This window comes from Kribbella sp. CA-293567 (genome assembly GCF_027627575.1).
Classification (GTDB): domain Bacteria; phylum Actinomycetota; class Actinomycetes; order Propionibacteriales; family Kribbellaceae; genus Kribbella.
Window position 1 is genome coordinate 3,648,616 of the sequence record NZ_CP114065.1, and the last position, 19,522, is coordinate 3,668,137.

The window sequence follows — 19,522 nt, forward strand, 5'->3', positions numbered from 1 at the left end:
GGCCGGTCGGTCCTCGGGGACCGGCCGATCCTCCGAGCGAACCAGGCCCGGAGCCAGCGCCGACGAGGAACCCGTGGTTCGACGCCTCGGTTCCCTTCGGCCCGGTCGAATCTGGCAAGCCGGGAGCTCTCACTGCCTCCAAGTTCCTGTCCCGTGGTCGCAACGAAGCCACGCTCGCCGTCGGCGAGGACGGTCGCGTACGCCGGATCATGGCTCGCCTTCGCGAGGACTTCAAGGAAGGTCGTGGCGACCAGGGAAGAACTGAGCGCCAGGCCGTCACCAGGAGGGACGGCACTCCGGGCGTCGACAATGGCGGCCACTACCTCGCCAAGCGGTTCTTCGACGACGACAGCGCCGGCAATCTCTTCGCCCAGAACCAGGACTTCAACAACAACGCCTACCGCGAGGTGGAGAACGAGTGGGCGGCCTGGGTCGACGCCGGCTACGAAGTGGCGGTCGTCATCACTCCGCGCCCGGGAAACGCCAGGCCTGACGAGCTCACCGTCAGCTACACCGTCGTCGACACGCGCACCGCGCAAGAGCAGGTCGTCTGGAGCGGTGGCCGGACGTTCGTCAACGCCGGGCAGCAGAGGTTCCTCGGTTTTGTGGCCGCCCAGGCACTGAACGCCGTGGAGTCGGTTGGCACCACCAAGGTCGGTGCCAACCAGTTCACCCGAACGGTCGGCCAAAGCGGGGCCGTGGACACCGTCGTCACGGTGATCCGCGACGCCGCCCCGCGGGTCAATCAGCTGGCTGCCGCGGTCGGGCCGGTGATGGCGCGACGGTACGGCGTACCGGCTGATGCTGAAGGCAACGTTCTGGGGCATCGGCCGTTGGGGCCTGGTGGAACTGCTCAGTTGCTCCCGCCCGGGACGGTTCTCGATGCCGCGACCTACGGCCGGCTGGAACAGCAATGGCTCGCCGAGATCGCAGCCGGCAACGAGGTGGTCATCACCGCGAGGCGCGTGCTGGTCCCCGGACAGGAGCTCGATTCGGTCGAACTCGAAGTCAGTTCGGCTCCACGATCAACTCCTGCGACTACGGACGCCGGCAAGATCGGAACGTTCGCGCCGGGCACCGACAACCTCTTCGAACCACCCACCGATCCGCCGACCGGCCCACGAGTCGAGCGGTTCGTTCCCGGCTGGGTACTGGTCAGCTTCCAGTCCAGCAAGTTGCTGGAGAGTTTCGGAGAGCAACTCGGACGCGCCGACGGCCCAGGCGGTGCCGAGGCCCCCATGCTCCCGGCCGACCTCGCGTCGATCGCTCACGAAGGCAACGGCGTCTACAAGATCCGGACCTGGTCCGGTGAAATTTTCCGGCTGGTGAAGCGAGTCGGCCCACTCCAGCCGGAGATCCTTCTGGAGTACTCCGTCCAGCTGGATGGAACGCCCGTCGTCGAGCTGACACTGTCGGACCGGCTGACGCAGGACGAGATCGCACCGATGCTGGCCCGTCTACTGGCCGAATCGGTGGCGATCATCCGCGGCGGCGAGGTGGACGGTCCGCAGGTCTTCCGGCCTGACGGATCACCTGAAGTCGACGCCGTTCGAACGCCGGCAGACCTCGCGGATCAGGCCGAACTTCGGCAACGCGGCTCCGTTCAAGGCCAGTTGTCCGCAACGAACCACGATCGGCGGGCCATGGTGAAGGCGGAGATCCAGAAACTCGCTCTGGCGATGGGAGTGGTGAGCGGCCAGCCGAACGCCGAGCTGCTGCGGTCGCTGCTGAGCCAGCAGGAACGCGACGTCCTCGACCGGGCCGAGGTCCGGGCCGAGTCGCTGGACGACATCCAGGTCAGTCGGGGCGGCTATCTGGTCAAGGCTGCCCTCAGCTCGGGGTGGTCCTCGGTCGTGATCGGAGCCGCGGCCGCCGTCTTCACCGGCAATCCGCTGGTGGGCCTGGGGATCGCGATCCCGACGATGGTCAACGCTTTCGTCGGCTCGCTGTCCGAGCGGTACCTGGATGCGCTGAAGCAGCCCGGCAAGAAGCCCGCGTACGTCGCCGAACGGGATCAGCGCGAATTCGACTACCCCGGCATCCACGGTCTGCTCGACGGTCCGGAGCCGGTCCGGCCGGCACTGGTCAAGATGCCAAGGGCAACCAATTGGAGCAACTACCTGGTCCGCTACACCACGCCGACGCTGGCAACGACGGCGGTGGCCGGAGCACTGACGGTGTTCGGCGTACCGGCGTTGTCGACTGCCATGGTGATCGCCTCGTCGGCGCTGGCCAAGTCGCTCGCGGAGCGGTTGGTCGACACCAAGAAGCTCGAGTTCCGGCTGCGCCGGGTGGACGCCACCGAGCGGATCCGGCTGTCGGATCCGGCGTTGTTCTCCAACCAGCTGGTCACCGAACTCGCCGAGCTGCGGACGCGCCTCGAGCGGACCATGGCGCTCCTCGACGTCCGGTCCAGCGAGCTGACGGCCGCCGCCCAGGCAGTTGCACAGCCACCGACCGGTGTGGCTCCGGTGAACCCAACGGTTCCGGGCGCGCCACCGTTCAAGGTCACTCTGGCAGTGCAGCTCATCGACAATGTCTCGGCCGCGGCGCGCAGGGTGTTCGTGGGAGGTGAGCAGGCAGTCGATGTGGACCCGACAGAGCTGGCTCGGCTCGTCAACGCGCAGCTCGAGGGGTTGCTCAACGCGGTTGGGCCCGGTCTGTTCGGATCGGTGGCAGGCGCCATCGGTGACAAGTATCTGATCAACCGGGACGAAGCAGCCACCGACGCCCGCAAACGATGGGCGCGGACGGAGCAGGAGGCCCGTCAGACAGCAGCGCTGGCCGAGGCGATCGAGCCTCGACTACGGCAGCTCAGGGAGCTGGCAGCTCAGTTGGAGGCGTTGACCGGCGCCCAACCGGACCTAGCCGCTCGGGCTGCCGACCGAGGACTTCCCGTACCAGCAGCGGCGCCGGCCGGTCCGCGCCCTTCAGGCCAAGCGCCGTGGAAGGCGTACGTCATCCAGGTGGCAGCCGCCGCGCTCGGCGGCGCGGTCAGCGCTGCCGCACTTGATCTGGTGTTCGACCTGCCCGATCTCGGGGTCGTGCTGACGGTGGCCGGCGCGGCCGGAGCCATGCTCGGTACGCCGATCGCGCGGTACACGTTCCGTCGTACGGAGATCGAACTGCAGGCCGGCCTCGAACCGTTCATGGGCTGGCAGGCCGTGAAGCGGGACGTCCTCCTGCAGGAGCAGATAATGGTCCGCTATCTGGCCGAGCAACTGCTGGCCAGGGGACGGCAGGTCGATGATCGGGCCGGGCAGCAAACGTCCGCCGAGGCTCCGGTCGCCACCGATCCGAGGTACACCGATCACGTTCGAGCTGCCCTCCGGCGGGCGGAACTGGGCAACGTGCCTCCTGGGCGGCCGGAGAGCGACTACAACCTCGATGCGCGGGCCGAGCGGGTCGAGGCGCTGCAGCGGGTCGATCGGCTGGCTGCGAACGTCGACCGGCTGGCGGCTCTGGGGGTTCGTGGTGAGCTGTTGACCGAGGCTCGCGCGAAGTTGCGGTTCGCGATCGGCCTGTACGAATCGATTGCCGACAGTAACGGAGTACGAAAGACGTTCCCGGATCTCGGGGCTGTTGATCCACTGGTGGGCCGCCGGGTTACCGGACTGACGGACCAAGCTCGCCTCGGTGTCGAGCAAGCCTTGCGCAGACTGGTGGCCGAGCCTGCCGGTAAGCCGCTGCTGGTCGAGCGGTTGGTTGCTCTGGAGCAGCTTGCGCAGGCCGCCAGGGCTGTCGACCATCACGCTGTGCACGGTACGGACGAGTCTCGTGCGCTGGTTCAGAGTCAATTGGAGCAGGTGCTCGACGAGGCGGCACGGTTGTGGCAGGCGGCCGGAGTACGTGGTGGGTTGGTGCTTCCGGCCTTGAGTGTCTTGCCTGGTCTCGACCAGGTCGGTGGGCAGGTCACTGTTCCGGTGCTGACCGTTCCGCCGGTCGGGCCGGACAAAGGCGCCGGGGGTGGACGGCATCACCGACCGGAGTCGTTCGGTGAGGGAGTGCTGGAATGGAACCATCGTGCGGTCAACGGTGCGCGGAGTCTGTTTCCGGCGGACGCCACGGTCGATCGAGTCGGGCTCAGTACGGTGGAGCGCGGATTGGCGGCGCTGGTCGAGCGGGGGTACCGGGTCGAGGTCGCGATCGAGCGGGTGCCGAGACCGGGTCCGGCGACCGAACCGTATCGGTTCACTGTTCTAGTCACCGACACCGAGCTGACTGGGTCGCACGCCACTGAGGTGTACGGCCCAAGTACCGCCTCCGAGTTGGTCGCCAGCCTCGGCTTCGACAGTCCTCCCGGCCGGCACCACGCCACAGAGTCGACCGGTCGACACCAGTTGGACGAAGTGGGCGGACGGCATCGGGTTGAGAACCAAGTCGATCGCTCGCGTCTCGAAAATCGCGCGGACTTGCCCGGTGGACGGCATCGTGCTGCGGAGCCTTCGCAGCTCTCGGCTCGGGAGGCTGCTGAGCAGACCGTGACGCCGGCTCTTGCGCAGACCGGTACGGCGCCAACTGCCGTTGAGGAGGAGGCCGTTCAGCAGGCGGTCAGCGACAGCGTGGCTTCAGTCCTGCCGGGAGCGATTCCCTTGCAGGGTGGTGGATTCCGAGCAACTTCGGCCAGTGGGCAGGACGTCGTACTCGGCCGTGCCGCGATGGCGGAAGTTCAGGCTGAGGCTCGCCGGGTGCTTGTAGAGAGCAACGATCCGCAGCTCGCCAGGACTGCCGCGCGGCAACGGCTGGTGGAGCTGCTCGCTGCGCTGGGAGTCGGTCCCCGGGTGGCCGCCTCGGCCGCGCCGGGCGAGGGCAACCCCCTCAACCTCGCCGCGGTACGCCGTACTGCGGAGCAGATCGCCCGCCAGGCAGCTCGTCTGGCAGAGACGCCGGAATCGCCAATCGCGAGCGATGACGGACCGACATCCGCTGCACCGGAGACTCCCGAAGCAACCGGTCAGTCCGGACCGAACACGGCACCACCCGCCAGTCCGAGCACTGCACCGCCGAGACCGGGACCTGACGGGCACGGCCCGACAGTTCATGCTCCGGAGATCCCTGGCACCCGCTTCACTGCCAACGGTCGAGTTGCCAGCACCCACCCTGCTTCGCCCGACGAGGCCGTGCGGGAGGCGGTCCAGGCTGCGCGGGCGGCGGTAGAGGCGGACTTCGGCGGTCTGATCACCGGTCAGATCGACCAGGTCAGCGACGGCATCATCGTCGTCCAGACCGACCGGCACGGCGCGCAGCACTTCAAGGTCAGCTTCGGTCCGGTCTCGCCCCGACGGGTGGCTGCGACGAAGGTTCGCGCCGGCACTGTAGAAGATCCGCATCTCGTACGACTGGCTCCCGGCCTGGCCAGCGATCAGTTCACGCGAGCGTGGGTGCACGAGATCAGCCATACCTTGCAGGAGCTGGCGGCGCCACGCAGTCGCTTACGGCAACTGCTGCGCAGGCCGTCGACTCACACCGAAGACGCCTGTGTCGCCGCACAGTTCAACGAGTTCCGGCTGCTGGCCGGGCAATGGGCAGCCGCGGACGCCGCAGTGCGGGCCGGCCGGACCGGAGCCGCCCAGTCGGCGCAAGCGCTGGCGAACGACTTGGAACTCTTGGCCACGGCGATCGAGGCACGTGGTCAGCAGCCGCCGATCCTGCCCTGGGACGCTCCACCCACCCAATCGCCGTTGCAAGATCCCGTCGAGGGGTTCGTCTCCGACGTCGCTGACCATCTTCGAGAACTGCGGCGGCAGGCCGACGAGCTACGCAAGCGGGTCGATTCCAAACGAAACAAAGCGATCGAGGCAGCGGAGTCCGCGCGGCAAAGCGAGCAGATCGCGGCCGACGCTCTGGCTATGGCGGACTCCGGCCGGTTCGCCCGTGCCCGCCAGGCGATGAAGGATGCCGCCAAGCAGGCCGAGGTACAGGTGTGGCACGAGCAGGTCGCGGCCGGCTACCAGTCGGCGCTGGGTCAGCTCGAAAAAGTTGCCCAGGGCTACGAAGCACTGCTGACCGACGCGCGTTCCATCACGCCGCGCCAACGCGCGACGATCGCGTCCGGGCTGGTGACGGAGCTGACGGCGTACGAACAGAGGCTGGCCGCGGTGGCTCCGTCCCTGATCGCGTTGTCCAGTCTGCTGCCGACCGGCTGGTTGCCGCATCTGTCCGCGCTGACGAACCGGGTGAACGCGGTGCTCGCGGCCAACGGTGTCGATCATCGCTTCACGTCAGGCGCCCTGCAGCACAGGCTGAATGCGGAGTTCGGGCAACTGATCACGGCCGACGGTGCGAGCCTGCGGGTCGGGCACGCCCGCCCGATCGAGCTTCGGCTCCGGCTGACCGTGTCCGAGCTGGTAGAGATACTGGACCCGTCGATCCGGGCCTCCGAGACCATGCTCGGCCTCTTGCCTCAGCCGTCACGCAAGCACGAGATCACCCAGAACGGCAGGATCGGCGCCGGCGGCAGCTTCGCGCTGAACTCCCTGACCCGGCTGTTCGGTGAGGGTTCGTGGCTGAACGCCGTCGGGGAACTGCTCACGGTCAGGGGTGAGCAGGTTTCCGGCCGGGGACGTTCGGTGTCGTCGACCGGTGCGCAGTACGGTCAGGACGGCGCGGTCGAGGACAATCGCGGTGAGTCGCTGCTGTACGCCGCCCACGCGAGCTGGCAGCTGCAGGCCCGGAAGCCTGGCGAACCGGACCAGCTCCTGGCCGACCTCCAGGTCGACAGCGGCCGAGGGAAGGACGTCTCCAGGTTGTACGCATGGGCCTCCCACGCCTACACGGTGCCGGCGCCCACGCAGACCTTCACCAATGGCACACCTCCTTCGGGGCGGTTGCCGAATCACACGCTCACCTCCCTCGACGGCCTGCAACGGCTTACTGACAAGGCGTTTCTCAGATTCCGGGACCAACTGGCCAAGTTCGGTGACGAAGCTTCGCTGCTGCGCGAGCAGATCCACTCGGCGATCAATCACGATCTGCCGTCGCGGCTCCCCGAGAGCACCGAGCGTTCGATCCTGCGACCGCTGCAGGCCAACGGGCGGCCGGTGGGGCACGTTCAGATCAAGACCGTTGCGCGGTACGAACTGACCGAACTGGTCGGACAACCGAGTACGGCGCACTGGCAGGAGCGCGTCCGCGTCGGCTTCAGCAACGCCGGCGGCCAGCAGAACTTCTCCGCCAGCACTTCGTTCAACGCGACTGTCGGGTACGGCGGCCAGGCGTTGACCGACCTCGGCGACAGCTCTGTCGACCTCGGCCCGTCGGCGAGTGGCGGGCGGTCGGTCAGCCGGTCGGAATCGCTGAGCGCCGGGGGAGTCGGCATCCATGTCGGCGTGCAGCGCTACACCGGTACGACGCAGGGCTATCGGCTGGTGTTCGACCACGAAGTGACTGTGGTTCTGAACGGTGTGCCACAGGGCTCGGTGACCGGCGAGACGGTTGGGCTGGCCCGGTTGCAGACCAACGATGCCTACCGTCACGGGCTGCCGGTCGCCGAGAGCGCGTTCGTGCACGACCCGGGCGGAAACCGTGTGCTGGAAGACGGCCGGCCGGTACTGCGCGGCGACCCTCGCGCCGGCGTCCAGGTTCCGGGCCGGAGAGTGGAGTTGGCGAGTTGGCTGACTGATGTCACCGGCCGCGTCCGGACCACGGGCCCTGGCTTGGCTCAGCGGGTGACCGGCGGTGAGCAGGCGCTGGCTGACCTGGTCGGCCCGTTGGCAGAGCGCGGGTTCCTGCCGCCGCTCGATGCGCAAGGGGATCCGAATCTCGGCCAGTTGACAGCCGACCCGCTGGAGCGGCACGCGCAGTTGCTGAATCTGACCGAGCTGCGAACACAGCTGTCGGTCAACCGGCTGGAGGCGGGGTACGACATCGCCGTCCAGCAAGGCATCGTGGTGACCCTGACGAGGCCGAGGACCGGTCTGGGAACCGAAACGATCAGTCTGCGGATCGGCATCCGGCCGGGACCGGTGTCGGCGGTGCGGGTGACCGACGACGAGGCGATGGTGACGCTGAACATCGGCTCCGACTCCGTCGGCAGGTCGACCGGCTGGTCCAAGTCCCTGCCCTGGAACGCGTCACCACTCGGGCTCAGCCAGGACGGTTCGGGCGGCGGGATCATCAGGTCGGGTGTCTCGTACGGTCGGCAGGCGCTCGGGCGGACGATGGGCTGGTTCACCGGCGGAACGGTCAACCAGGTGACGCTGATCGAAAGCAGGTCGGCGGTCGCGGCGTTCGAGGTGCCGCACCGGATCGAGGTGACCGAGCTCGGTGTCCAGGACGTCGTGCTGCACAACGGCGCTCCAGGGACTTCGGCGCGCATCCTGGTCGACACGGATCTGCTGCCTTCCGCCGATCCGGCCCGCGGCCAGGTGTCCGCCGGTCCGCTCAGCGACCAGGTCCTCGACCGGACCACGCTGGTCGCGCTGGACACGCATGAACTTCCCCGGCTGGTCGACGAGTCGATCACTCGGGAGCCGGCGGCTCGTCATCACCTGGCCGCGCTCCTGGACCCGCGGCACCTGCTGGCGCATCCGGAGTGGGCGCGGACGTCGTACCGGAGCGACGCGGTGGTGCGAGGCGCGGGACCGGTCTCGACCCGATCCGGTCTGTCGATCAGCGGAAAGATCGTCGATGTGGTGCTGCTGGGAACGACCGATGCCGTGGTGGGTGACATCAACCTCGCGTTGAGCAGCCATGGGCTGTCCGTCGGGCAGAGCACCGGCGCCTCGGCCGCGCTCACCCTCGGGGCCACCGCGGAAAGCCGGAGCGGGACGGCGTCGGCGGAGTACGGGAACAGCAGTTCCACCTCGCGCACCGGGCAGACCATCACCGGCGTCGAGCGGCTGACGATCGAGGTCGGCCGGCACTACCTGTTCGCCGGAACCGCCGAGCTGGCCGTGACCACGACCGCTGACGGGAAGCCGCTGAAGGTTCCGTCGACGGTGGTGTTCCAGGTCGCGGAGCGAGACGTGCTGCAGTTTCACGTCGACGGTGAGCTGAGCCTGCCCCTGACCCAGGTCGCGGATGCCGTCGAGCGGTATCTGAACGGCAGCCTGGAGCTGAACAGCCGGCTCGCGCTGGGGCTGATCCGGCAGTACCGCGCCACCCTGGCCGGCGCGCGGGCCGCGAACGAGCCCGTGCCGGCGCTGTCCGTCTTCCACACGCCTCGGGCCGTGCTGGCGAAGCTGCAGCGGGGCAGGCCGACGCCGGGAACGAAGGAGGCGCGGCTGGACTCTTTGCTGCAACAGGCCGAGCAGTCGGACCGGACTCGGACGATTCAGCTCCCGGAGCACTACCGGAACAACTTCGGCTCGAGTCTGATCGAGCAGGCGATGGTGACGGAGAACGGTCAGGAGACCACCATGTTCGGCCGGGTCCTCGAGGTGATGACCGAGCAGTTGGGCGCTGCTCCCGACAGCGATCCGATGCTGGCTCGGGCGTTGTTCGCCGACCTCGCCGGAAAGCGCTGGTGGGGCCGGTTCGAGGACATGCGTGGTCCGAAGGGTTTCCAGCGAACGTACGCGATCGGGAAGCCTGGTCAGTTCGGTGCGCAACGGGTCACCTTGACGATCCAGGCGGAGTTCACCGGACCGGCGACCTCGCTCGGTGTGGTCAGGAACGTGATCAGCATCGTGCAGCGCTACCTGTACGACGATCGCTCGAACAGCTCGACCACCGGTCAGTCACTCGGTGCGGGTCTCAGCGGCGGCTTGGAGGAAGGCAGAACGGGCAGTGCGAGCACCGACCGGACCGACTCCACCACGGTGTCGATCGGGGAGCAGACCACCCGGCTCGAACGGATCGCGAGTTTCGACGGGTTGCACCGGGTTCGTCGCGGCGTCACGTACACGCTCGAGGTCACTCCGGAGCCGACCGCGATACCACCGCGGACGCGGATCGGCCAGGCGATGACCCGATCGGAGTCGCCGCTCGTACCGGTGCGTCCGGTGCGGCTGACCGGCGAGATCGTGCAACTGATTCCCGCGCGGATGCTTCCGGAACTCCCGCTGGACGGACCTTCCGCACCGCCGGAGCACAGCTCGGCACGACCGGCCACCGCAGTGGACCCCCGCGGCCTTCCGGACGCGTTCTTCGTGGAAGGTGCTGAAGGCAACGAGTTGCCGGTGGCGATCGCGCGGCGGCTGGCAGAGCCGGATCTGCTCGGCCGGGCCGGGATCGAGGCACACCGGTCGGCGCTGCAGGAAATCCTTGCCACGGCCGCGATGAACGCGTCGTTCAGCCGGATGGCGCGCGACGACGGCTTCGACGTACTCGAACTGTCGTTGCCGGGGTATGCGTCGGGCTCGGTCAAGGTCCGGGTCGCCGCGAACGTGGTGGGCGCGCGACTGATCAGCGGACCGGTCGACGCCGTGGAGATCGGTGAGGTGAACCGGAGCCAGCACACCGTGACGCACACCGTGAACTCGGGCCGCCTGGCACCGGTGGACGGCGGCGCGACGGCCGCGGACGCGGACAGCGGGCTCGGGGGTGGACTGACCGCGGGCGACCAGCTCGCCGACCGGACCACGGACGGCCGGGGCGTACGGCGGGAGCGGAGCCGGTTCGAGCAGGGATCGGTCGTGACGGTTCAGGTCGAGGTCGAGTACGACGTGAAGCTGATCCGGGAGATCGTGCGGCGCAGCGGCGAGCTTCGCCCGACCGAGGTGCTTCGGCTCGAACAGGCGCCGCGCGGTACGGCGTACTTGACGATGTTCGAAGCCGACTATCTGCAACTCCTGGCAGCCGATGGCAATCCGGCGCCTGCAACGGTCGTGCCTGCGGTGCGCCCTCCGGTCGATCCATGGGACCGGCTGTTGACCGCGAACCTGGCGACGGCGCCTGAAGACGATGACGAGGAGTGCGATGACGACGAGAAGCCGGCATGCCTAGGGTGACGGTGCTGCCGATCGCCCGGACCCGGGACGAAGCCTTGGCGTACCTCGACCTGCTGCCGTGTGCCGAATGCGGTTCCGTACAGGCCGAGTGGCAGCACGGCCTCGCGCAGGTCGGTGGGCGACTGGTCACGGCGTACGACGGCACCTGCGGCAAGTGCGGGACAGGCCGAGAGCACCTGTTCGGGCTTCCGGACCGCGAGCACGCCGGCGGCACCCCGAACTTCGGCGGCCCCGAACCCTCGCAGTTGCTGGACCCCGGACAGTGGCTGGACCTGGCTGATCGGCTGATGTCGGCAGTGCCCAGCGATGATCCGGCCGCCGCCGACGAGGCAGCGCGGTACGCCGTCGCCGCGGTTCGGGAGGTGCTCAAGTTCCTTTCCCCTGGGACGAATACCGTGCCGCCGGAGCTGTTCTGGTCCGACGCGGGCCGGCGGGTGTACGACCAGCAACCCGGCCGCTTCCGCCTCGACCGGCTACAGGTCGTGCTGGCCACCTACGAGAACCTGGACCGGCCGGGCCTGCGGCGCCGATGAGCGCTGACGGTCTGTTTCGTAACCCCACTACATCCCGGGCATGCGCCCAAGACAAGCAACCTTGCGAATTCTAGTAGTCCGAGTGGCGGCTGCCCGATTTGGCCAGTCCGCGGCTGACCAGGTAGCCGATGGTCAGGAGGGTGACGTACAGCCAGGCCCGCTCGGCGTCGAAGGCGTCGCGGCCGTCGTTGTCGTCGCCGACGACGGCCGCTGCGATCAGCACGCCGAGAACTGCTGCCACGTAGGCGATCAGTTCTGTGGTCTTGAACGACGCTTTGGTCTCCGAAGCGCCACTCCGGTGGACTGGACCGCCCGGGCCGACAGGACCCGGGCCGACACCGGCGGGTCCGACAGGCGGCTGCCCCTGCGGCATGCCGGGGGCTGGAGAACCTTGCTCGTACGCGGACATCTTTTCCTCCCTAGCGTTGCGGTCTTCGGACAGTCGCTCGGTACCCGCGGACCAATCCATGGCGAACCGTCCCGCGTCACCTGGTCCCTGTGTGTCACGGAGCTTTCTCGCCGCAGAGGTGTCGATTTCTGGATGAGTTGATCGACGCAGAGGTGTAAGAGCAGAACCCCTGTCTCGGAAGGACCCGGATCATGACCACCACCCAAGCCCCAGTTGTCCGTACGACGCCTCGCACCACCACCCGTACCTTGCTCACTGCCGGCCTGGTGGCCGGGCCGCTCTACACGGCTGTCTGGCTCGGACAGGCCGCGACGCGGGAAGGGTTCGACATCACCCGCCACCCGGCCAGCCTGCTCGCCAACGGTGGCCCGGGGTGGATCCAGTCGGTCAACTTCGTGCTCGCCGCTCTCCTCACGGTCGCCGCTGCCGTGGGGCTGCACCGATCGATGTCCGGCCGCGGGAGCCGGTGGGCGCCACGGCTGCTCGGCGCGTACGGCGTCGGTCTGTTGCTGGCCGCGATCTTTCCGGCCGACCCGGGCGCCGGATTCCCCGTCGGCACCCCCGGTGACCACGCCGAGATCAGCGCCCGCGGGATGGGGCACTTCGTCGCCGGAACCATCGGGTTCACCGGGCTGATCGCCGCTTGCCTGGTGATGGCGGCGTACTACCGCAGTACCGGGCAGACCGGCTGGGCCCGCTACTCCACGGTGACCGGCGTGCTCTTCTTCGGCGCTTTCGCCGGACTGATGGCAGGCGCCGGCAAGCCGGTCACGATCACTGTTTTCGGAGTGGCGGTCGTCCTCGGCTGGAGCTGGATCGCCGCCATCTGCGCGCAGCACCGACGGACCACCTGACGAACCGCCGGGGTCAGCGAGAGGATCGGAAGGCGGCACGGAGTTCTTGAGTGAACAGGTCGGGCTCCTCCCAGGCGGCGAAGTGTCCGCCTTGCTCGGGTTTGCCGTAGTAGTTGAGGGTCGGATAGCTGGCCTGCGCCCAGCTGCGCGGTGCCTGGAAGATCTCGCCCGGGAATGCGCTGAACGCGACTGGGACGGTCACCGGGGCAGGAGGCTCTCCCGCGGCGGCGGTCTGGGTTCGCTCCCAGTACACGCGGGCGGCCGACTCGCCGGTGCCGGTCAGCCAGTAGAGCGAGATGTTGTCGAGGATGTGCTCGCGGGTGAGGTTGCCCGCCGGCGGGCCGCCGGCGAAGGCGCGGGAGATCTTGAGGTAGCTGTCGGTGTCGTGGTCGAGCATCCAGGCCGCCAGGGCGACGGGGGAGTCCAGCAGTGCGTAGCCGATCGTCTGCGGACGCGTCGACTGTTCCACCAGGTAGCCCTTGCCGCTCGTCGAGAAGACCTGCAGTGCGGCGAGCGCGGCCTTCTCCTCGTCGGTGTTCTTCGGCAGATTGCTGGTGCCGGCCAACGCCGGGACCAGCAGGTTCAGATGGATGCCGAGTAGCCCAGCGGGGGCCAGGCGGCCGAGGTTGTCGGTGACGGCGGCGCCGACGTCGCCGCCTTGGGCGACGTAGCGGGTGTAGCCGAGGCGGCGCATGAGTTCGGCCCAGGCGCGTGCCGTCCGGGCGGTGTCCCAGCCGAGTTCGTCCGGTTTGCCGGAGAAGCCATAGCCGGGGATCGACGGCAGCACGAGGTGGAAAGCATCCGCCGCAGTGCCGCCGTACGCGGTCGGATTGGTGAGGGGGCCGACCGTCTCGAGCAGTTCGACGATCGAGCCGGGCCAGCCGTGAGTCATGATCAGCGGCAGTGCGTTGCGGTGCGGTGAGCGTACGTGGATGAAGTGCACGTCGACGCCGTCGATCTCGGTCTTGTACTGCGGCAGCGCGTTGAGCTTCGCCTCGAATCGCTGCCAGTCGTACTTGGTGGCCCAGTGCCGGGCGAGGGCCCGGGCGGGTGCCAGTTGGACGCCTTGCGAGCGGTCGGTGACGAGCTCGCGAGTCGGCCAGCGGGTGGCGGCGATCCGGCGGCGCATCTCGGCTACCTGTCCATGCCGAATCGAGACCCGGAACGGGCGAATCGCGTTCGGGCCGGTGGCCGCTGCCGCGCTCGCCGGCGCCTGGCCGAGAGCACCGTGCGTGGCGACGGTGAGGCCGGCGGCGAGGCCGCCCTGCAACAGATGCCGTCGAGTGGGTTGGGATACGGACGAAGTCATGGTTCTCCACCTCAAGGTTCGAATACTTGGATGACCGCCTGCCGGGTTCGGCGCGTGCGGTTATCGCAGTGGACGGAATGCGGCTCGCACCTGCGCCGCGAACAGTTCCGGCTCTTCCCAGGCAGCGAAGTGACCGCCGCGTGCCGCGACCCCGAAATAGTTGAGCGTGGGGTAGGCCTGCTCGGCCCAGCTGCGCGGTGTCCGCCAGATCTCGCCGGGGAAGGTGCTGAACCCGACCGGAACGCGTGGGTCCGGAAGCGGTGGACGTCCCGCGGCAGACGCGTCCGGTCCGTACGCCTCCCAGTACGACCTCGCCGAGGATGCTCCGGTGCCGGTCAGCCAGTAGGCGGTCACGTTGTCGAGGATGTGGTCCCTGGTGAGGTTGCCCGTGGGCTTGTCGTCGACGAATGCGCCGGCGATCTTGTCATAGGCGTCGGTGTCGTGGTCGATCATCCAGGCGGCGAGCGCGGACGGCGAGTCCAGCAGCGCGTACCCGATCGTCTCCGGCCGGGTGGCCATCTCCACGAAGTAACCGTTTCCGCTGGTCTGGAAGACCTTGATCGCGGCGAGCGCGGCGCGTTCCTCCTCGGTGTCGTTCGGCAGCGAGGCGGGGTCGTTGAGGGCCGTCACCAGCAGGTTGGTGTGGATGCCGGCCAGCCCCTGCGGGCCCAGCCGTCCGAGCGCGTCGGTCACACCGGCGCCGACGTCACCGCCCTGTGCCACGTAGCGGTCGTAGCCGAGCCGGCGCATCAGCTCCGCCCAGGCCTGGGCGGTGCGGACAAGGTCCCAGCCGAGCTCGGTCGGCTCGGCCGAGAAGCCGTATCCGGGCAGCGACGGCAGTACGAGGTGGAAGGCGTCCGCGGCGGTGCCGCCGTGCGCGGTCGGGTCGGTCAGCGGGCCGATGGAGTCGATCATCTCGATGATCGATCCCGGCCAGCCGTGTGTCATGACCAGCGGCAGCGCGTCCGGGTGCTTGGACCTGACGTGGACGAAGTGGATGTCCACGCCGTCGATCTCGGTGGTGAACTGAGGCAGCGCGTTCAGCCGGGACTGCACTCGCCGTACGTCGTAGTCCTTCGCCCAGTACCGGCCCAGTGCTCGCATCGTGGCCAGCTGCACCCCCTGCTCGCGATCGCGTACGAGCTCCGGCGTCGGCCAGCGCGTCGCCCTCAAGCGGCGGCGCAGGTCGTCGAGCGCCTCGGCACGGAAACGCACGGTGAACGGCCGGATGGCACGGCTGTCTTGCTGTTCGAGCGTGGTCATAGCACGCGCTGCCTTTCGCAGTCGGAATCCGGTGCCTGACACCGAACCCAGCTCCCTGGACGAAAATCAGCATGGCAACGTCTCGTGCTGTCCGCGCCCGTGGAACACACTGGTCGACCCACGGGGGTCACCCCTGGGTGCCCGGTGTCCGCGCTTGCTCTGCGGTGACTCGTACCTCGCGGGGGGCTCCGAGTCGGAGCCCCCTGGGTGGGCGCGTTCGCTAAGGGAGTCAGCCGAGCTCCTGATCCGTTCGGCGGGTCAGGGACGTGAGGATGATCTCCTGCGCTGCGCGGACGGTGGCTGTGAAGGTGGTCGAATCCCGGCCGATCCGTTCGGCGCCGGCCCGCATGACTCCGGACAGCAGTTCTACCGCGAGATCCACGTCCTCGACGTCGCGGAACTCTCCGCGCGCTATGCCATCGCGCACCACGTTCTCCACTTCGACCACGATCGCGGAGAAAGGGCTGTCCGGCCCTTTCGGCACCTCGGCGACCGGGCCGGAGGTCTGCCGGAAGACCAGCTGCAGAGTCCGGTCCGTGAACGCTTCCAGGACGGCGTCGATGAGCTGACGCAGGCGTTCCGCGGCGTCGTCGGAGGACCGGGCGGCGATTGCGGCCACCCGCTCGACCAAGGGCTGACAGGCGCGCTGGGTCAGCGCCAGAACCAAGGCACTCTTGTCGCGCGAGTAGTTGTACAGCGTGTTGCGCGCAAGCCCGGCCCGGGCCGCGATCTGGCCCATGTTGATCGAGTCGTAGTCGTGTTCGAGCAGCAGTTGCTGCACAGCCTCGGCGAGCTCGGCCCACACCAGCTCGTGGTGCTCCTCGATGCTGGTTCCCCGGATCCGCGGCACGGCCGCCTCCTTCTCGTGTGGTTCTTCCCTGTGCTCAGAGCCGCCGGACCGCCGAGCGGCCCGCCACCTCGATCACGTCGATCAACGTCGGCGTTCGCTGCTACCTTGCCTCGTCGGAAGGCAGCGATGCGCCCGCTAGATGCGCGTTCTCCTGATAGGTCGGCGTGAGCCGCACGCGGCTGAGACGCCAGCCGTCGGCTGTACGGACCGCCTCGTTGTCGTAGAAGCCGACGACCAGCCAGCGATTGGGCCCGCCGTCGGCAGTCTCGTCCGGAACCCAGTGCTCGGCACGGACATGAGCGTGAATCGTCGCCCGGTCGCCATCGAGCTTGATGACATGGCCCGTGATCACATGGTGGGTTGCCATGAACGGCGCGAACGCTCCCCGGAGGACCTCGACGTACGCGCCGAGCGGGGTCTCCATCGGGGGAATGCCGGCGACAGCCGAGAAGTCGAGCGTGAGCGGGTCGGTGTAGACCAGGCCGGGCAGCCGGCTGAACTCCTTCTGATCCGCGATGTCGGCGTACATGCCATGCAGCTGAATGATCTCCGCAAGGTCGGTAGCGGTCATGGGAGAGCTCCTCAGTTCGTTGCGCCGCGCTCCGGTAAGCGACGACCTGTCGTAAACATTACGACGAACTGTCGTAAAAGCAAGGAGTGCTCGGTGTGATTCCTCGACGACGGCGTCTCAGGCGAACCTCGAACTGACCGGCTATCCCTTGTCTCGCCGGCGAAGTTCCTTCCCGATCCGGGCGAGCACGTCCACCTGTGCCGCGTTGTAGATCTCGGTCATGGCGCTGGCGAGGGTGTGAGCCAGGTGCCCGGTTTGCCCGGGCGCCTGCTGCTGGGTGCTGAGTACGTCGGGATGCTTGGCGAGTGCGTCGATGGCGTGGGGGAGCAGCCGCCGCGCGAGGTCGCGGCGGGTGTTCTCGTCGGCGTCGGCAGGCAACTGAGCGAATTCGGCATCGGCGGGTGCACATCGGTACTCGGCCAGCATTCGTCGATAGGCCGCGAGGCCGGACGGGCCGGCCACCCGGCTGTACACCACCATCAGCTGACGATCGGCCTCGGAGAAGTTGCCGGCGGTCGCTGCCAGATCGGCCGGTAGGTCGGTCGGCAGGCTCTGGCGCAGGATCAGGGCCAGTTCGGCCCGGACGCGCTGGATTCGGTCGGCCGCGGCGGCGAGTTCCGCATCCAGTACGCGCAACGCCTCTTCCGGATGTTCGTCGGCGTCGCCCAGTGCCGCGATCTGCGCCAGCGACACTCCGAGCTCGGAGAGGCGCCGGATCCGCAGTAGTCGTACCAGGTGAGGGACGCCGTAGCGCTTGTACCCGTTCGTGTCGCGCTCGGGCCTATCGAGCAGGCCGACCTTGTGGTAGTGCCGCACAGCCTTCACGGTCGTCCCGGCCAGCTCCGCCACCTGACGCGTACTCCACGCCACGGCTCATCCCTCCCGTACGTCGGTTGCCTTCGACGCTACTGGCTCAGCGAAGCAGTCGATCGAGTACGGCGGCTCGCGTCCGTTGGGCTGCCGCATCGAGGTTCAGCCCCGACCGCGTCGATGCCGAGCAGAACGTGTCCCGCCTCGGCAAGGTCCCGTCGACCAGGTAGGTGGTGGTGACGTTGAGCGCGCACGGGTTGTCGTCGTACATGTAGACGCCGTGTTCGCCCCCGTCGACGCTCACCAGCCGGGCCCGGTGCCCGAAAGCCTTGCGCAGCAGCACGCCGCCGAGATGCGGGGTGGCGGGGTCACGCAGGTTCTGCAGGATCAGGACGTTGGCCGGTCCGTCCTTCGTGATCCGCACGGGCGGTTCGGCCGGCCGCGGCCAATAGGCACAGGGACTGATGTTCGCGCCGGCGGCACCGAACATCGGGAAGCGCCGGCGATCCTTGGTGACATCTCGCTGGTACGTCGCAACGTCCGTGGGCCACGCCGTGTCGTTGCAGGTGACCGCAAGGAACGCGGAGAAGGCATTGTCGTTCGGCGACGGGGCCGCGCTTTCGGTGGCTGGGCCGGCGCTCAACCCAGGCAGGGCCGGTGCATCTGGAATCCAGCTGTCCGTCCGCAGGCGCCGTACGCCGGCGTCGTCGGAGCCGGCCAGCGACTGCCAGATCTGGGCCATCAGCGGGAACCTCGAATCGCCGTACGACCCGGCGAACAGGTAGAGCCGGAAGGTCGCGCCGTCGATTCCGTTCACGGGCTTGCGATTCAGCCGCTCGGCAAGGGCGAAGAAGTTCCTTCGCACCTCGGCCGGGGTCCGGCCGAGGCCGTAGCCGGCGTGGCGTTCGGCCGCGAACTTCGCGAAGTCCGGGAACCGCTGTTCCAGGCCCGGCCCGAATCGCCGCACGGCGGCCCGGTCCAGGGAGGTGGTACCGGGGTTGCTGTCCAGCACGATCCGGTCGGTCCGGTCGCGGAACATCGAGGCGTAGGCCGAGCCCAGTGCCGAACCGTAGGAAACTCCGAAGTAGCTGATCTTCTGCTCGCCGAGCGCGATCCGGATCCGGTCCATGTCGCGGGCCGTGTTGGCCGTCGACAAATGCGGTAGCAACCTGTGCTTGTCGTTGGCGGCGCATTGAGAAGCCACCCGCTCGGCGATCTTTGCCTGCCTGGCGACGGCGGCCGAGTTCTCGGCGTACGGCGGGATGTTGGCGGCGTACTCGTCATCGGACCGGAAACCGCAGCTCACGGGTGACGAGTGGCCAACGCCGCGCGGATCCATGCCGATCAGGTCGTACGCCGCGGAGACGGTCGTCGGTAGTCCCAGCGCGACCAGTTCAGCGGGCTGTGCCAAACCTGCTCCGCCCGGGCCGCCCGGGTTGAGCAGCAGAACACCTCGCCGTTCGGCCGGTTTCGCGCTGGCCAGGCGGGAGACCGCGATCTCGATCTTTTGGCCGTCGGGCTCGGAGTAGTCCAGCGGCACCGGCACCTTCGTGCACTGCAACTGCGGAGTCCCGGCCGCCACACCGGTCGGACACTTCCCCCAGGCCAACTCCACCGGCTTGGCAGCGGCAAGGGGAGTCCTGGCCTCTTCAGCGATCGCCGGCCGGGCGATGATCAACGTCCCACCAAGACCAGCCGTGACCACCAACGCCAGACCTGCACGAGCGACTCGTCGACAACGCATCTTCGGTCCTCTCTCTCGTTCGTCCACGAGCCCACTCCAGACCGTGCCCCTAGGGCACGGTCAAATCCCCATCCCAGCCCACGTCAGCGGCCACGTAGTGCCGCCGCCGTGTCAGCCACTCGCTGCGCAGCTGCGGTCAGGCAGCTCCGCAGCCTCCGCTGAGCCCGAAGCCGTTCTGGGCCAGGGACCTCTAGATCTGCTGGACAGGGCTGTGGTCAGGAACACAGCATGCGATATTTAGGTAAGGCTAAGCTAAGGGCTGCCTGACTACAGTGGATGCCGGCCGG

At 68.3% G+C, this 19,522-nt stretch carries 10 protein-coding genes; 3 read left to right on the forward strand and 7 right to left on the reverse strand.

All coding sequences use genetic code 11. The features are described from left to right. Positions 1-209 precede the first annotated feature (209 nt). Positions 210-10,892, forward strand: coding sequence for a DNA/RNA non-specific endonuclease (locus OX958_RS16860; protein WP_270138766.1), 10,683 nt, complete (start codon positions 210-212; stop codon positions 10,890-10,892). After that, positions 10,880-11,425, forward strand: coding sequence for a hypothetical protein (locus OX958_RS16865; protein ID WP_270138768.1), 546 nt, complete (start codon positions 10,880-10,882; stop codon positions 11,423-11,425). Before OX958_RS16860 ends, OX958_RS16865 begins: the two co-directional genes overlap by 13 nt. A gap of 70 nt (positions 11,426-11,495) precedes the next feature. Here the strand turns inward: OX958_RS16865 and OX958_RS16870 are convergent, their stop codons facing one another. After that, positions 11,496-11,834 carry a hypothetical protein gene (locus OX958_RS16870; RefSeq protein WP_270138770.1) on the reverse strand — a complete coding sequence of 113 codons (339 nt, stop codon included), beginning with the start codon at positions 11,832-11,834 and terminating at the stop codon, positions 11,496-11,498. Between the two features lie 191 nt (positions 11,835-12,025). Here OX958_RS16870 and OX958_RS16875 point away from each other — a divergent pair, with 191 nt between their 5' ends. Next, positions 12,026-12,688 (forward strand): DUF998 domain-containing protein, encoded by a 663-nt coding sequence (locus tag OX958_RS16875; RefSeq protein ID WP_270138772.1) that lies wholly within the window; start codon positions 12,026-12,028, stop codon positions 12,686-12,688. Positions 12,689-12,701: 13 nt separating this feature from the next. Here the strand turns inward: OX958_RS16875 and OX958_RS16880 are convergent, their stop codons facing one another. The 6 genes from OX958_RS16880 to OX958_RS16905 form a co-directional block, all read right to left on the reverse strand. Next, positions 12,702-13,997 (reverse strand): epoxide hydrolase family protein, encoded by a 1,296-nt coding sequence (locus tag OX958_RS16880; RefSeq protein WP_270138774.1) that lies wholly within the window; start codon positions 13,995-13,997, stop codon positions 12,702-12,704. A gap of 60 nt (positions 13,998-14,057) precedes the next feature. Next, positions 14,058-15,260, reverse strand: a complete 1,203-nt coding sequence (locus tag OX958_RS16885; RefSeq protein WP_270138775.1) for an epoxide hydrolase family protein — start codon at positions 15,258-15,260, stop codon at positions 14,058-14,060. 229 nt (positions 15,261-15,489) lie between these two features. Then, positions 15,490-16,110, reverse strand: coding sequence for a TetR/AcrR family transcriptional regulator (locus OX958_RS16890; RefSeq protein ID WP_270138777.1), 621 nt, complete (start codon positions 16,108-16,110; stop codon positions 15,490-15,492). A 100-nt stretch (positions 16,111-16,210) separates the two neighbouring features. Next, positions 16,211-16,681, reverse strand: coding sequence for a nuclear transport factor 2 family protein (locus OX958_RS16895; RefSeq protein WP_270138779.1), 471 nt, complete (start codon positions 16,679-16,681; stop codon positions 16,211-16,213). A 141-nt stretch (positions 16,682-16,822) separates the two neighbouring features. After that, positions 16,823-17,551, reverse strand: a complete 729-nt coding sequence (locus OX958_RS16900; RefSeq protein ID WP_270138781.1) for a MerR family transcriptional regulator — start codon at positions 17,549-17,551, stop codon at positions 16,823-16,825. A 43-nt stretch (positions 17,552-17,594) separates the two neighbouring features. Next, positions 17,595-19,235 (reverse strand): alpha/beta hydrolase, encoded by a 1,641-nt coding sequence (locus OX958_RS16905; RefSeq protein ID WP_270138783.1) that lies wholly within the window; start codon positions 19,233-19,235, stop codon positions 17,595-17,597. Positions 19,236-19,522: the final 287 nt, after the last annotated feature.